This window comes from Streptomonospora sediminis (assembly GCF_054778995.1).
The window spans coordinates 54,800-69,016 of record NZ_BAAGYZ010000104.1; the positions used below are offsets into that span (position 1 = coordinate 54,800).

Annotated in this window: 16 protein-coding genes; 8 read left to right on the forward strand and 8 right to left on the reverse strand. The window is 72.5% G+C overall.

The annotated features are described in order from the left end of the window. The first annotated feature begins 441 nt into the window (after positions 1-441). Together ACYVD5_RS20545 and ACYVD5_RS20550 are read left to right on the forward strand one after the other, a co-directional pair. The gene (locus ACYVD5_RS20545; protein WP_461002726.1) at positions 442-600 is read left to right on the forward strand and encodes a hypothetical protein; all 159 of its coding nucleotides are present in this window, start codon (positions 442-444) and stop codon (positions 598-600) included. A gap of 5 nt (positions 601-605) precedes the next feature. After that, positions 606-1,457: an LLM class flavin-dependent oxidoreductase gene (locus ACYVD5_RS20550; protein ID WP_461002812.1), complete on the forward strand. Its 852-nt coding sequence runs from the start codon at positions 606-608 to the stop codon at positions 1,455-1,457. A gap of 99 nt (positions 1,458-1,556) precedes the next feature. On the opposite strand, the gene ACYVD5_RS20555 is transcribed toward ACYVD5_RS20550, so the two are convergent. Next, a complete protein-coding gene (locus ACYVD5_RS20555) occupies positions 1,557-1,751 on the reverse strand; it encodes a hypothetical protein (protein WP_461002727.1) in 195 nt (64 codons plus the stop codon). 194 nt (positions 1,752-1,945) lie between these two features. Between ACYVD5_RS20555 and ACYVD5_RS20560 the strand changes: the two genes are divergently transcribed. Beyond that, a complete protein-coding gene (locus tag ACYVD5_RS20560) occupies positions 1,946-3,199 on the forward strand; it encodes a GDSL-type esterase/lipase family protein (RefSeq protein ID WP_461002728.1) in 1,254 nt (417 codons plus the stop codon). A 115-nt stretch (positions 3,200-3,314) separates the two neighbouring features. Here the strand turns inward: ACYVD5_RS20560 and ACYVD5_RS20565 are convergent, their stop codons facing one another. Further along, on the reverse strand, positions 3,315-3,872 hold the full coding sequence (locus ACYVD5_RS20565; protein ID WP_461002729.1) for a TetR/AcrR family transcriptional regulator: 558 nt from the start codon (positions 3,870-3,872) through the stop codon (positions 3,315-3,317). Between the two features lie 72 nt (positions 3,873-3,944). Between ACYVD5_RS20565 and ACYVD5_RS20570 the strand changes: the two genes are divergently transcribed. Next, positions 3,945-4,640, forward strand: a complete 696-nt coding sequence (locus ACYVD5_RS20570) for an alpha/beta hydrolase (protein WP_461002730.1) — start codon at positions 3,945-3,947, stop codon at positions 4,638-4,640. Positions 4,641-4,746: 106 nt separating this feature from the next. Here the strand turns inward: ACYVD5_RS20570 and ACYVD5_RS20575 are convergent, their stop codons facing one another. After that, a complete protein-coding gene (locus ACYVD5_RS20575) occupies positions 4,747-5,673 on the reverse strand; it encodes a helix-turn-helix transcriptional regulator (RefSeq protein WP_461002731.1) in 927 nt (308 codons plus the stop codon). 214 nt (positions 5,674-5,887) lie between these two features. On the opposite strand from ACYVD5_RS20575, the gene ACYVD5_RS20580 reads away from it, so the two are divergent. From ACYVD5_RS20580 to ACYVD5_RS20595, 4 genes are all read left to right on the forward strand, one after another. After that, complete coding sequence (locus ACYVD5_RS20580) at positions 5,888-6,796, forward strand: zinc-binding dehydrogenase (RefSeq protein ID WP_461002732.1); 909 nt, start codon at positions 5,888-5,890, stop codon at positions 6,794-6,796. Positions 6,797-6,819: 23 nt separating this feature from the next. After that, complete coding sequence (locus tag ACYVD5_RS20585) at positions 6,820-7,797, forward strand: AraC family transcriptional regulator (protein ID WP_461002733.1); 978 nt, start codon at positions 6,820-6,822, stop codon at positions 7,795-7,797. A gap of 98 nt (positions 7,798-7,895) precedes the next feature. Then, the gene (locus tag ACYVD5_RS20590; protein ID WP_461002734.1) at positions 7,896-8,621 is read left to right on the forward strand and encodes an SDR family NAD(P)-dependent oxidoreductase; all 726 of its coding nucleotides are present in this window, start codon (positions 7,896-7,898) and stop codon (positions 8,619-8,621) included. Beyond that, on the forward strand, positions 8,618-9,277 hold the full coding sequence (locus ACYVD5_RS20595) for a DsbA family oxidoreductase (RefSeq protein ID WP_461002735.1): 660 nt from the start codon (positions 8,618-8,620) through the stop codon (positions 9,275-9,277). Before ACYVD5_RS20590 ends, ACYVD5_RS20595 begins: the two co-directional genes overlap by 4 nt. A gap of 17 nt (positions 9,278-9,294) precedes the next feature. Here ACYVD5_RS20595 and ACYVD5_RS20600 read toward each other — a convergent pair whose 3' ends face one another. The 5 genes from ACYVD5_RS20600 to abc-f form a co-directional block, all read right to left on the reverse strand. Then, the gene (locus ACYVD5_RS20600) at positions 9,295-9,804 is read right to left on the reverse strand and encodes a hypothetical protein (protein ID WP_461002736.1); all 510 of its coding nucleotides are present in this window, start codon (positions 9,802-9,804) and stop codon (positions 9,295-9,297) included. A 177-nt stretch (positions 9,805-9,981) separates the two neighbouring features. After that, entirely contained in the window at positions 9,982-10,728 is a 747-nt protein-coding gene (locus ACYVD5_RS20605) for an SDR family NAD(P)-dependent oxidoreductase (RefSeq protein WP_461002737.1), read from the reverse strand. A gap of 92 nt (positions 10,729-10,820) precedes the next feature. Then, positions 10,821-11,252 carry an Rrf2 family transcriptional regulator gene (locus ACYVD5_RS20610; protein WP_461002738.1) on the reverse strand — a complete coding sequence of 144 codons (432 nt, stop codon included), beginning with the start codon at positions 11,250-11,252 and terminating at the stop codon, positions 10,821-10,823. Positions 11,253-11,406: 154 nt separating this feature from the next. Then, positions 11,407-12,348 carry an aminoglycoside phosphotransferase family protein gene (locus ACYVD5_RS20615; RefSeq protein ID WP_461002739.1) on the reverse strand — a complete coding sequence of 314 codons (942 nt, stop codon included), beginning with the start codon at positions 12,346-12,348 and terminating at the stop codon, positions 11,407-11,409. 70 nt (positions 12,349-12,418) lie between these two features. Continuing rightward, positions 12,419-14,071 (reverse strand): ribosomal protection-like ABC-F family protein, encoded by a 1,653-nt coding sequence (gene abc-f, locus ACYVD5_RS20620; RefSeq protein ID WP_461002740.1) that lies wholly within the window; start codon positions 14,069-14,071, stop codon positions 12,419-12,421. Between the last annotated feature and the right edge of the window lie 146 nt (positions 14,072-14,217).

Consider the following 14,217-nt stretch of genomic DNA (forward strand, 5'->3'; position numbering starts at 1 on the left):
CTGCCAGCGTAGCGGGGCCGGTGCCGGTGGTGCCGGAACAGTGCGGCGCCGTCCTCCGGTATCGCCGCGAGCAGGGCGGGCAGCGCTTTCGGGGCCCCGGGGTGGCGGCCCGCGCCGTTGCCGGGCCGCCACCGACGTCGATCGGCCACTGCGGAAGCCCTTCGCCCCGGGGGTTCATCCCGACGCCCTCGCGGCCGAGGAACAGCAGGGCGCGCGAGCCCAGGTCGAAGGGTGCCGCGAATCCACCCCTGCCAGGTGGCGGGGCCGGTAGGGCACGCGGTCACCATGGCCCGCCGCCCCTGTGATCGCTATTGGTAGTCGGTCGGATGCGGACCAAGGCCAAGCAATCGCTGGAACCGGCGATTGACCTCATCTGCGGTTGAGGTTTTAGAGTCCTGCACGGATCCGAGAGAGTCCCACAGAATAAGGAGCAGTCCCGCTATGGGCTCCGACGCGAGCTTCTATTCGATCACCGGCTACAACCCCGGCTACATTCCGGCCCCGTTCCTGGCCAGCACCGACCTGCGAGCGCACCTGCGAAAGACCCTCGACAGGTCGACCCTCACCGCCCCGCGACGACAGAGCGAAGGGGCCCGGTGAGAGCGATGGATATCGGCATCGGGCTTCCCGGCCACGCCCCCTGGAGCGAGGGCAGGAACCTCCTGGAGTGGGCCCGCCGCGCCGAAGCGCGCGGATTCTCCACCCTCGCCGTCAACGACCGCCTGCAGTGGTCGACACCGGAACCACTGCTCACACTGGCCGCCGCTGCCGGAGCAACTTCCCGGATCCGCCTGCTCACCAGCGTCCTACTCGCCCCGCTGCACACCAACCACCGGTTGTTCGCCAAAGCGGTCGCCACACTCGACCACCTGAGCGGACCCAACCGGCTGCAACTCGGCCTCGCACCCGGGATCCGCGAAGACGACTTCACCGCCAGCGGTGTGGACTACACCACCCGCGGCAAGCAACTCGACGCCCTCCTCGACCGCCTCGCCGACCACCCGGTGGACGGCACCGGTCTGCTCCCGGCGACACCGGGCGGGCCACCGCTTCTGTTCGGTGCGTCCTCGCCGGCGGCCCTGCGCCGCATCGCAACCCGCGGCGCGGGATGGATCGCCGGCGACGCCACCACCGAGGACGTCCAGGACTTCGCTCCGCGGGTCAGGCAGGCGTGGCACGACGCGGGAAGGCACGGTTCACCGCGCATCGTCGCCGCGGTAATGTACGCGCTCGGTCCGCACGCCGACGCTGCGGTCAGGCGCTCGATCAGTTCCTACTACGCCTTTGCCGGCCATGAACACGTCCAGTACGGGATCTCGATCGCCCATACCACACCCGACCAGGTCGCGGCGGCGGTCACCGCGTTCGACCGTGCCGGCTGCGACGAACTGATCTTCACCGGAAACGACCCCGACCCTAGCCAGGTCGACCTCCTGGCCGACGCGCTGGGCATGTGAACGCTGCGCTCAGCGGGTGCGAGGAGGATCGGTACATCTGGATGGCCGAGCGTACAGGCGCACAATTCCGGACCGATCCTCCTCGATCCGCGACGGGGCTCAGCCCTGGCGGCCGGGGAGCCTGGACAGCGCCTTTGCGCGCTGGGCGACGAGGTCGTCGTAGGTGCCGTCGCGTTCGGCCCAGCGGTGCATGCGGACCTTCTCGACCAGGACCTCGTGCGGAGTGGGCTCCTGGGCGAGCAGGTCCATGGCCTCGGTCAGGTAGTCGCCGACCGGCAGCGCGTTCGGGTTCACCTTCTCCTGACCCCCGTGGCGACGGCCGGCGATTTCGACGACGCCGACACCCGAACCGTCCAGCTGCGCGCGCAGCGCCTCGGAGAGCGTGTCCGCACACTTCTGCTGTCGCTTCCTCTTCGGTCTGCCCGGGCGTCGACGAGGAGGCGGGCACCAGCCCACGCGAGGGCGAAGTGGATTGGGATGATGAACCCATGACCGAACGTCCTGTCTCCTCCCCCGGCCCCGCCGAACCCGCCGCCTGTGCGCAGGCCGGCTGGATCACCACGCCCATCACCGCCGGCCTCCTGCGCGGTGCCATCGACCTGGAGCACACCGAGAACGGGATACTGCCGCACCGGCTGCCCGCCCGCGCCCGTGCACTGTCCACCGATACGGCCCTGACCACGGCCGCGGCCCAACCCTCCGGTGTGCGGCTGGTGGTGCGCACCCGAGCCACGGCCCTGAAGCTGGACGTGCTGCGCACCAAGCTCGTCTACGACGACGCGCCCGACCGCCCCGACGGCGTCTACGACCTGTTCGTCGACGGCCGCCCCGCCGGCGCGACAACCGTCGACGGCGGCAACGTGCGGACCGTGGACATGGCCACCGGAGCCACCCGGACCCGGACCGGCCCGGTCGCCACCGCCGCGTTCACCGGCCTGGGCGGAGCGATGAAGGACGTCGAGATCTGGCTGCCCCACAACGAGATCGCCGAGCTTGTCGCGCTGCGCTCCGACGCCCCCGTCGAAGCGGTGCCGCAGCCGCGCGGCCGGGTTTGGCTGCACCACGGCAGCTCGATCAGCCACGGATCCGACGCCGCAAGCCCCACCACGACCTGGCCGGCGGTGGCCGCCTACCGCGGCGGCGCGGAGCTGATCAACTTCGGCCTGGGCGGCAGCGCCCTGCTCGACGCGTTCACCGCCCGCACCATCCGCGACACCCCCGCCGACCTGATCAGTATCAAGATCGGCATCAACCTGGTCAACGCCGACGTGATGCGGATGCGCGCCTTTACCCCGGCCGTGCACGGCTTCCTCGACACCATCCGCGAAGGCGGCCACCCCACCACCGAACTGCTGGTCGTCTCGCCCATCCTGTGCCCCATCCACGAGGACACCCCCGGACCCACCGTCCCCGACCTCACCGGGACCAGCCAGGGCCGGATCCGGTTCCAAGCCGCCGGCACCCCGGCCGGCAACGCCGATGGGCGGCTGACCCTCAACGCCATCCGCGCCGAACTCGCCCGCATCGTGCAGCAGCGCTCCGCCGAGGACCCGCACCTGCACTACCTCGACGGCCGCGAACTCTACGGCGAGGCCGACGCAGCCGAACTGCCGATGCCCGACCGGCTCCACCCCGACCCGGCCGGGCACCGCCGCATCGGCGAACGCTTCGCCGACCTGGTCTTCGGCCCCGGCGGCCCGTTCGCGGCCACCGAGCCCGCGGCGGCCACCGGCGGCCGGTAACCCCGGGCAGCCGACCGGAGCGAAACGGCGGCTAAGGACACCCGGGTGACCGGGAAGATGGCCGACCACGACGTCACCCGCTGCCAGGCCGCCACAGCCGCGTGAGGGCCATGAGTCAGGCGCTGGACAGGTGCTCGACGGAACCGAGGAAGTCGCGGAAGGCGCGGTCGGTGCGGGCGGTGTCTCCGGTGGCGTCGAGGTCCATCAGCAGACCGCGGATGACGGCGAGAACGAGTGTCGCAAGGTCCGGTCGGCCGATGCTGCCCAGGCCCTCCTCCAGCGGCCCGAGCCAGTCGGTCGTCGCGGTGCGCCGGAAGTCGGGCCACAACCGCTGTTCGGCACTCTCGCGCAGCCGGCCGAACATCTGCAGGTACGGCTGCCCTTCCGGGCCGGTGATAGCGGTCCAGGCGCGGTCCAGGGTGGCTGTGTAGAGCTCGCCGGGCTGCGCCCGCAGGAGTTCGCCGAACATGTCGAGTTGGCGTTGGCGCGCGCGCCCGAGGACCGCCCGCAGCAGGGCGTCGCGGGTGCCGAAGTGGTAAATGAGCATGCGCGCCGAGGTGCCGGCGGCGGTGGCCAGCGGCTCAAGCCGGTCGGGAAGGCCGTGCGCGAGGGCGTGATCGGCGCAGGCATCCAGTAGCCGGTCCTTGATGTGCGGTTGCGGTCGTCTGCCCACGACCCCACTTTTTCACGTAATAAGCATTACGTCTAATGTGGCAGGACGGTCGATGAAGACGTGGAGGTAACGATGAGGGTCGTGTTCGTGCATGGGGCGTGCGTGCGGGACGGGTCGTGGTGGTGGCACCGCACCGCCGAACTGCTGCAGGAGCGCGGGGTGGCGAGCGAGGCCGCGGCGCTGCCGAGCTGCGGCGAGGGCGACCTGCCCGGTGGCGCCGACGGTCCAGGGCTGGCCGAGGATGTCGCCGCGGTGCGCCGGGTGCTGCAGGACGGCGATGAGCCGACCGTTGTGGCCGCCCACAGTTACGGCGGCATCGTCGCCGCCGAAGCCTGCGCGGGAATCGCATCGCTGCGCCACCTGCTGCTTATCTCCAGCTACCTGCCCGAGACCGGCCAGAGCCTGTCGGAGTTCAGCGACGGCGGCCCGGCCCCGTTCCTCGACATCGACCCCGACTCCGGCACGTTCGGGGTCCGCCCCGAAATGCTCGTGGACACGTTCCTGCAGGACTGCGACACCGAGGTCCAGGAGCAGGCGGCGGACCACCTCGCCCGGCAGAGCGTGCAGGTGACCGGCCAGCAGGTCGGGGCGGCCGCATGGCGGCAGGTCCCCTCGACGTACCTCGTTTGCACGCGGGACCAGGGCACCCCGGAGCGGCTGCAGCGCGAGTTCGCCCGCCGGGCCGGCAACGTCGTCGAACTCGACGCCGGCCACCACCCGTTCCTGTCCCAGCCGGCAGCGGTCCGCGATCTGGTGCTGAGCCTGTGACAACGGTTTCGGCCGGTCCGGTCCGCCGACCCGGCCGAAACCGCGCCCGCCAAGCGGCGCACCGATGGGCGGGCGGGCGCCGCCCGGCAGCCCCCCGCCCCCGCTGTCACTGCTGGGGCGGGTCGTCCGCGCCCGGCGGCCACGGCACCGGCTCGGGACCGGAACCGGTGCCGGAGTCGGGGGCGGCCACGCCGAGCAGTCGCAGCCGCCGGGCCGCCTCAGTGCCGGGTTCGGCGGTGTAGACGACGATGTGCTGGCCGCCGCTGGGCGCCGCCAGCACGTCGCAGTCCAGCTCCACCGGTCCGGCATCGGGGTGGTGCACGACCTTGGAGCTGCTGGGGTGCTCGCCCACCTCGCCCGAGTCCCACAGCGCGGCAAAGCGCGGGCTGGCCTTGTACAGGTCGGCCGCCAGCGACTGCAGGCGCTCGTCGCGCGGGTAGCGGGCCGCGGCCCCGCGCAGGTCGGCGACCACCGCCGCCTCGAAGCGCACCCGCTGGTCCCCGGTGTGGCGCACGCGGGTGGCCCGCCCGGTGAAATGGCGCCACACCACGTTGCGTTCGAGCCCGGTGAGCCCGGAGGGATCGCCCATCAGCGCCGCGAACGGCCGGTTCCAGGCGACCAGGCTCCAGGCCGCGTCGTAGACGCCGACCGGGCTGTCGGCCATCCGGTCGAGGAGGCGCGCCACGCCCGGTGCCGGCCGGTCCGGGGCCCGTTCCGCGCCCGGGTCGAACCGCCCGGCCAGGTGGAACAAGTGGCCGCGCTCCTCTGCGGACAAGCGCAGCGCCCGCGCCAGCGCAGTGAGGATCTGCGGCGAAGGGGAGGTCGCCCGGCCCTGCTCCAGCCGGACGATGTAGTCGGCCGACATGCCCGCCAACTGCGCGAGCTCCTCGCGCCGCAGCCCCCCGGCACGCCGGCGCCGCCCCGCGGGCAGCCCCACCTCGCCGGGCGCGACCCGGTCGCGCCACCGGCGCAGCGCGGCCCCCAGCCGGCCGGGGCCCGGCCCGGCCGCCCCTGCGCGGACGTTCTCGCTCATTGCTCCACCGTAGGGCTGGTTGCCGGCAAACCGGGCAGACACCGCGCGCGGGCCGCACTGCTACAGATGGTCAACTGTTCGAGTCTTACGGGACTGGTCGCTGAGCTGGTGCTGCGTAGGGTTCTAAGAGGCGGCAGCGCGGCATTCGCGCGCACCCCCGCTCCTCCGCGCCGAGTGTCCAGGCGCATCCATTCCATTAGAGAAGGAAACACCTATGCGCGCCCTTGTGGTCGATCACGGCGAGTCCGGCCCCGTCCGGTTCGCCGATGTCGATGAGCCCGTGCCCTCCAGCGGCGAGGCGCTGGTCGAGATACACCACATCGCTCTCAACTTCGGAGAGCTGAATTACGTCCACCAGTGGCCGGTCGGCGCTGTGCACGGCCACGACGCGGCCGGTGTCGTGGTGCGCGCCGCAGCCGACGGCTCGGGGCCGCCCGAAGGCACGCGTGTTGTGGTGGGGATGTCCCCCCACGCGTGGGCGGAGCGGATGGCGGTCAGCCCCGCCTCGCTCGGCACCGTCCCCGAGGGCGTGGATCCGGCCGATGGCGCCGCGCTGGGGATCGCCGGAGTCACCGCGCTGCGGGTGCTGCGCAAACGTTCGCTGCTGGCGCGCAACGTCCTGATCACCGGCGCCAGCGGGGGCGTGGGGCACTTCGCCGTCCAGTTGGCGGCACTGGCGGGCGCCCGGGTGACGGCACTCGTGGGTTCGCCGGAGCGGGCCGCCGGACTCCGCGACCTCGGCGCAGATCCGGTCCTGACCGACCTCGCCGAGTCCGGCGACCGGTTCGACGTCGTCCTGGACACGGTCGGCGGGCCGCTGGTGGCCCAGGCGTGGGACCGCCTCGCCGAGGGCGGCACCATCCACCTGGTCGGCTACTCCTCGGGGCAGGAGACCACGTTCCCGGCCGAGGCCCTGTTCGGATTCGGCGAACCCCGCAGCATCGCCACCTACGGCGACATGGCGCCGACCAGCGGGGAACTGACGGACCTGCTGGGCCTCATGGCCGCAGGCAGGCTCTCGTCACCGGTCGGAATGCGCGGCGACTGGCAGGACGTACACGACGCCGTCCAGGCACTGTTCGCGCGGCAGGTCCGCGGCAAGATCGTGCTGGACGTGGCCTGAGCACCACCGATGGGAAGGCAACGATGGACGTACTCGCGGAGGCCTTGCGCGTATCGGGTGCGCGGGGCGCGCTCGGGGTGGCGCTGAAGGCCGGCGGCACCTGGGGCCTGTGGCTGGGCCACTATCCGGGGGCGGCACTGCACGTGGTCTCGCGCGGCACGATGTGGCTGCACGTCCCCGGCGCCACACCCCTGGAGGTGCAGGCAGGAGAGGCCGTCCTGCTGCCGCCGGACACCGCCCACGGGATAGCCGGCGCATCCGGTACGGCGATGATCCCCTGCGACCGCACGGCGACGGAACAAGCCCTCGCCGACGGCAGCGCCATGCAGCTGGGCTCGGCACCGGCGCAGACCGAAGTGCTCGTCCTGCACTATGAGCAGGACCCGGAGGTGACGACGCCGGTGCTCACCTCCCTCACCCGGCCCATGCACGTCACCGGCCGGGAGAACACGCAGCTCGGCAAGACCGTCGAGCTGCTCACGGCGGAGCTCGCGCGGCCGCAGATCGGCACCACCGCCGCCGTCAACAGCATCGTCGACCTGCTGCTCATCCAGTTCATCCGCGTCTGGCTGGCCCGCCACCCCGAGGAGCGGACCGGCTCATGGCTGGGCGCGATGCGCGATCCGGTCGTGCGCGACGCCCTGATGTGCGTCCACGACCGGCCGGAGCGCCTCTGGACCACCGCGTCCCTGGCGGCCGCAACGGCGGTCTCCCGGACGACGCTGTCCAGGCGCTTCCGGTCCGCCCTCGGCCAGACGCCGGGCGCCTATGTGGCGCAGTGGCGCATGGACCTGGCCTCGGTCCGGCTCCGCGACACCGACGAGCCGGTCGAGTCGATCTCGGGCGCGGTCGGCTACGCCTCGCCGCACGCGTTCAGCCGCGCCTTCCGGCGTGCACGGGGCATGCCCCCGGGCGAGTACCGCTACCGGCTCCGCGAGCGGCCGCAGGCAGAAGGCCACCGGCAACACGCGGGCACCAGCGCGGTCCGGGCGGGCGGGTGAGGGCGACGCGCCGCAGCCCGGGCCGCACCCTGGTACCGCCTTTCCCAGGAAAAAGCGGCTACTGGCTGCGCAGGCGGCCGGTACCGACGCTGGAAGGCATGGACACGGCAACGGCAACAACGACAACCCTCATCACCGGAGGCACCCGCGGCCTGGGATTGGAGACCGCACGGCGCCTGGCCGAATCAGGCCACGACGTGCTGCTGGGCGGGCGCGCCCCGGACCGCGCCCGCGCGGCGGCGGAGAAGGTGGGCGCGCGCCCGCTGCTGGTCGATGTCACCGACGACACCTCGGTGCGCGCCGCCGCCGAGCAGGTGGCGCGCGAAACGGGCCGCCTTGATGTGCTCATCAACAACGCCGGGATCATCGGACCGCGGCTCGGCGCCGCCGATATCACCGCCGCGGACATGCAGGCCACCTACGACACCAACGTCTTCGGCGCCGTGCGGATGATCCACGCCTTTGCGCCGCTGCTGGACAACAGCGCCGCGCCCGTCGTCGTCAACGTCAGCAGCGGGCTGGGGTCCATTGCGCTGGCGACCGACCCCGAACTGCGGGCCGCGCGCGTGCCGACCTGGATTCCGGCGCCGGCCTACGGCTCGTCGAAGGCGGCGCTGAACATGGCCACCGTGCAGTACGCCCACGCCTACCCGCGCATGCGCATCAACGCGGTCGACCCCGGGCACACCGCAACCGACTTCAACCAGCACACCGGGCCGCAGCCCGTCGAGGAGGGCGCGGAGATCATCGTGCGCATGGCCGTGGCCGGGACCGGAGGACCCACGGGCGGGTTCTTCGCGGCCGATGGGCCGATGCCGTGGTGAGCGGGGAGCGCAGCGGCATCGCCGCCACCGGCGGCGGGCGCCCCGCGCAGCGGGTCGAAGCGGTGCTGGACGTGGCGTGCGTGCTGTCCTACCTGGTGTTCACCCGCTACCGGCGCGCGGCCGAGCAGGTGCGCGCCGGCGGCGGCAGCGTCGAAACGGTCTTCCTGCCGTACCGGTTCCGGCCCGGCGCCGCCCCCGCCGGGGAGCCCCTGTATGAGACGCACCGCCGCGCCCGCGGCGCGGCCGCCGCCCGCGAGGTCGTGGCCACAACCGGTTTCGGGGCCGCCGACGGTTTGGAGGTGGATTTCAACCGGGTGGTTTCGACCAACACCTTCGATGCCCACCGGCTGATCGCCCAGGCCGCGGAGCAGGGCCGGGGCGAGGCCATGGCCGAGCGGCTGTTCCGCGCCTACTTCACCGACGGCACCAACGTCGCCGACTCCGGCGTCCTGGTGCGCCTGGCCGCCGAGACGGGCGTCCGGTTCGGCGCGGGCGGCGCCGCCGAACTCCGCACCGAACTGGAACGGGTCCGCGGCCTGGGGTTCACCGATACCTCCGTGCCCGCTTTCCGCTTCGCCGACGGCACCAGTCTGGCGGGCGAGCAGCCGGTGGAGGCGTTTGCGGCGGCGCTGACAGCGGGACCGGCCGCCGGGTAGGCAACCGGGACCGCAGGTCACCCGCCGGGACGGCGCCCGGCGGTGATCAGGACGATGGCGGACGCCAGCGCGGCGATGACCGCCGCGTTGACGACGCCCCAGAGCACCGCCTGGTCGCGGACGGCGCGGACGGGCGTATCGGGCTCCCGGAAAACGGGGTTGACCTGGGTGATGAGGAAGACCTTCATGAGCATCGCGCACACGACGAGGCCGATGGCCGCGTTCCAGCCGCGCCGGATGTGCGCGGGAGCGATCGCGCCGAAGCGCACGCGCAGCGCGACCGCCAAGACGGCACTCAGCGGGGTCCACGGCAGGTAGTAGTAGACGGGGCTGCCGGGGGCGAGGGCCCCGGCGACCGTTCCGGGCCGGGGATCGGCGATGAGGCCGAGGTTCCAGACGGCGGACTCGTAGAGGTTGCCGAAAAGCCACATGCACAGCAGCGCCGTGAGGCACACCGAGAACTTCCGCGTGCGGTCGAGGAACTCGGCGGAAGCCCTGCCGCCGGGCCGGAACACGTGTCGAACCATGGCGCCGCCCTTCACCGGCCCCCAAGCCTAGTCGGGCGGTGCGGCGCAGAGCATCGCCCGTTTCCCCTGCCGGTCCGGCGGGGGAAACGGGCCGCGGAAGCCCGCGCGGCGCGGCATCGAGCCCGCCAAGCGCGAGTCCTGCGACGGCGCGCCTGGCGGGCGCCGCCGGTGCAGGCCCTACAGCTGGGTGGCGCCGCCGTCGACGAGCAGTTCCGCGCCGGTGGTGAACGTGCTCTGGTCGCCGGCCAGGTAGAGGGCGGTGGCGGCGACCTCGTCGGGACGGCCGATCCGGCCGAGCGGGGTCAGCGGGGCGGGCTCGGCCGCGGTGGAGCGGTCGTCCTGCGGCAAGGCGGCGCGGAGTTCGTCCCCGCCCGGGGTCGTGACATCGCCGGGGGTGAGGGTGTTGACGCGGATTCCGCGGTCGGCCAGCTCGGCTGCCCAGGTGCGGGCGAGGCTGCGGATCGCGGCCTTGGTGGCGGCGTAGACGCCCAGGCCGGGGGCCGCCCGCAGGGCCGTGCTGGAGGAGAGCAGCAGCACCGAGGCGCCGTCCGTCAGCAGCGGCAGCGCCTTCTGGACGGTGAAGACCGTGCCCTTGAGGTTGATCGAGGTGGTGCGGTCGTACTCCTCTTCGGTGATCGTGCCGAGCGGGCTGTACTCGCCGACTCCGTGGTTGGCCACCACGATGTCCAGGCCGGCGCTGCGGTCGGCGATCTGGGCGAAGAGCCGGTCGAGGTCGCCGAGGTCGGCGGCATCGCCCTGGACGGCGATGCCGCCGACCTGCGCGGCGGCGGCGTCCAGCTCGGCCTTGCGGCGGCCGGTGAGGTAGACGGTCGCGCCTTCGGCGGCGAAACGGCGGGCGATGGCCAGGCCGATGCCGCTGGAGGCGCCGGTGACGAGGGCGGTCTTGCCGTCAAGCTGTCCCATGGGATACTCCGGTTCCTTGAAGTAACCATTTTGGTTACATTTATGGGTATGCATATGACCTCCCTCGGTCAAGGGAAGTCAGGGGTCCGAGGTCAGGCGGCCTGCAAGATGTCTTGCAGTACGTCCTCCAGCGTGGTCTTGGCCAGCTCCCTGCACAGGGCGGTCTCCACCTCGTCGTACACGGTGGCCAGCGCCGGCCCGATGCCGTTGCCCACGACGCACTCGGGATTGGGTTCCGCGCGGTGCAGGGCGAAGACCGGCCCCGGCTCGATCGCCTCGTACACGTCGAGCAGCGTGATCGCCGCCAGGTCCCGTGCGAGCATCCAGCCCGCCCCCGCCCCCCGCTGCGAATCGGCCAGCCCCGCCTTGCGCAACTCGGCCAGCAGGCGGCGGATCACCACCGGGTTGGTGCTGACGCTCCCCGCGATCTGCTCGGAGGTGGCGACCTTGTTGCCGCGCCGCTGATACAGCCCGATCCACGTCAGGGCGTGCGCGGCGATGGTCAGTCTGCTGTTGGCGCTCACGCCGGGCGCCCCCTCCCTCGCTCCTCGGCTCTAGTCGTAACGTTAGCTGTTACATCGGAATGCGGCAAACCGCGGCCGGCGGAACATCCGTGCGGGGTCCTGCGCCGCCTGTACGGCCCCCCTCGCCCCCAACGACAGGCTCAAAATCTTTGGCTCAGCCGGCGGCGAAGGGCGTCGTCTGCCAATGGTCGACCGCGGGCTTGAGGTACTCCATCAGTTCGGGAAGCTGCGGGACCAGGGTGAGGGTGGCGATGACCCGCAGCATGCCCAGGGCGTTGACGAAGCCGAGGACCTCTTCGTCCAGCGGCCTCGTACCGTTTCGCCGCGCGCCGCGGTTGTAGGCGGCTTCGTGCTCGGGTCCCAGCGCGGCCAGGTCCCACTCGACGGGCCCCAGGGTGACCAGTTCGAAGTCGCTGTAGAGGTCGCCGTCCACTGCGCGGAAGATGTTCGCGGGCGGGGAGTCGCCGTGGATGGGCTGGAGGCCGACTCCGGGGAACCGGGCCTCGAAAGCGCTGCGTGAGCGTACGAGGGGTTCGAGGAGCTGCCATTGGCGGCGGGCGCGGTCGAGCTCGGCCGCGCCGATCAGGTCGGGATTCCGGTCGAGCCGGGCGAGGCCGTCCGCGATGAACCCCGGGTCGGCCGCTGACAGGAACTCCAGGCGGCCCGGGTAGGCGCGCAGTGCCGCATGCAGGTCGGCGACGCTCTCGGCGTTGGCGACGTAGTCGGGTTCGCCGTCCCGGTCCTCCTCGACGAACGGCCAGAATGTCATCGAGAACCCGCCGCACTGCACGGGTTCGCGCGGCACGAGCGGGCTGGGCGCGATCACGGCGATTCCCTGTCCGGCCAGCCACCGCGTGACATCAAGCTCGTCCTGCTGGCGGCGCGCGATGGCGGCCAGGTCGTCCGGGCGGGGCAGGACGGTGGGAATCCGGGCCACCACCGGCGAGGGGGCCAGGTGGACGACGACCGAGAAGAGGTCGTGGAGCACCGCGGGCTCGGCGGCGTTCAGGCCGAGCCCCCGCCCGGCCGCGACGGCCGCCTCGACGGCGGCGGCGGTGCGGGCCGTGCGCTGTTGCGGTGTCAGGAACGTGGTCATGGATAAGATCCCTTGTTTCAGTGGATTGCTGGATGCAACGCGGTTCAGGACCAGGGCGGGCCGCACCGGATCAGCGCCTGTAGCCGGCGTGCAGTTCCAGCCGCTCGGCTTCGAAGCGCGCACGGAAACCGCGATCGTGCGAGACCGCGACCACCGCCCCCGGGTACACCGCCAGCGCCGCCTGCAGGTCCTCGACCAGGTCGGGGGCGATGTGGTTGGTCGGTTCATCGAGGACGAGCATGTCCGCGGGCCGGGTCACCAGGGTCGCGATCTGCAGCCGCCGCTGCTGCCCCACGGACAGGGCGGCGACCGGGACGTGCAGGTCTTGTTCGCGGAACAAGCCAAGGGACAGGAGCTGTTCGGCGTACTCGTCCGGCAGCCCGGGCCGCCCGGCGGCGAACGCGGCGAGCAGCGGCAGCCGCGTGGCGGGCGCGGGCGGTTCCTGGGCGAGGTAGCCGATCCGGGCGGGGCGGCGCGCCGTGCCCGCGTCCGGCTGCAGATCGCCCGCGAGGACGCGGAGCAGCGTCGTCTTGCCCGCGCCGTTCCCGCCCGCGACAAGGAGGCGCCCACCGGGCTCGATCGCCAGGAGCCCGTCCAGGCGCAGCCGTTGCCCGACCCGTACGTTGTCGAGCTCGGCTAGCGTGCCCTGGACCGGGCCGCCGGCCGCCGACGGCAGCGCCGTCGTGAACCGCAGCGGCTCCGGCGGCTTGGCCACCGGGTTGCGCCGCAGCCGGTCCAGGCGCTCGCGCACCGAGCGCACCTGCCCGCCGAGCTTGGCCTCGCTGGAGCGGCGGTGCTTGCCGAAGCCCTGCTTCGGGTCGCGGCCGGTGGCGGCCAGCCGCCTGCCCGCGGCCTCCAGCAGCTCCTCGGTGCGGGCCACCTCCTCAACCCAGTCCGCGTACCGCTGCTCGGCTCCGCGCCGGGCGGCGGCCTTTGCGGCGCGGTAGCCGGCCCAGCCGTCGCCGTACCGGCGCACGGTGCGCTCGTCCCGGTCGACTTCGAGGACCGTGGTGGCGATGCGCTCCAGGAAGCCGCGGTCGTGGGTGACCGCCACGATGGTGCCGCGGTGCGCGCGCAGGTGCTCCTCCAGCCAGCCCACGGCTGCCGCGTCGAGGTGGTTCGTCGGCTCGTCCAGGAGCAGCAGCTCAGGGGCGGCGGCCAGGACGCAGGCCAGCGCGAGGCGCGCCTGCTCGCCGCCGGACAGTGAGCCGAGCGGGCGCTGCCGGGTGATCCCGGCGAGCCCGAGCCCGTGCATGGCGGCATCCACACGGGCGTCGGCCTCGTATCCGCCGCGTTCCTCGTAGGCGATCAGCAGTGCGCCGTAGGAGGAGAGCTCCTCGTGCGACGCGTCCGCGAGGGTCTGCTCCGCCGCGCGGAGCCGTCGCTCCATATCGCGCAGTTCGGTCAGGGCGAGGTCGACGGCGTCCTGCACGGTGCAGTCCGCATCGAGGTCGAGCTTCTGGGCGAGGTGGCCGGTGCCGCCCGGGAAGCGGACGGTGATCTCCCCGGTGTCCGGCAGCTCCTCCGCGGCGAGCAGCCGCAGCAAGGTGGACTTGCCGGAACCGTTCTCACCGATGACGGCCGCCTTCTCGCCCGGCCGGACGGTGCAGGAGACCTGGTCGAGGACGGTCCGGGTGCCATAGGACTTGGTGACGGACTTGACGGACAGCTGCGCCGCAGCGGGCACGGCTGAGGGCAGAGCGCTATGGGCGCGATCGCGCATGGAACTTTCCCTGGGCATACGAAAGGTCGACGGGCAGCAGAAACGGCGGCAGGGGCCGTGCCCGGACTCAGACGAAGAAGAGGAAAGCCATGGGCGCCACCGTAACAAGGCGCATCGTCTCGCCTCAATCGCATTTCGCGCGGGGC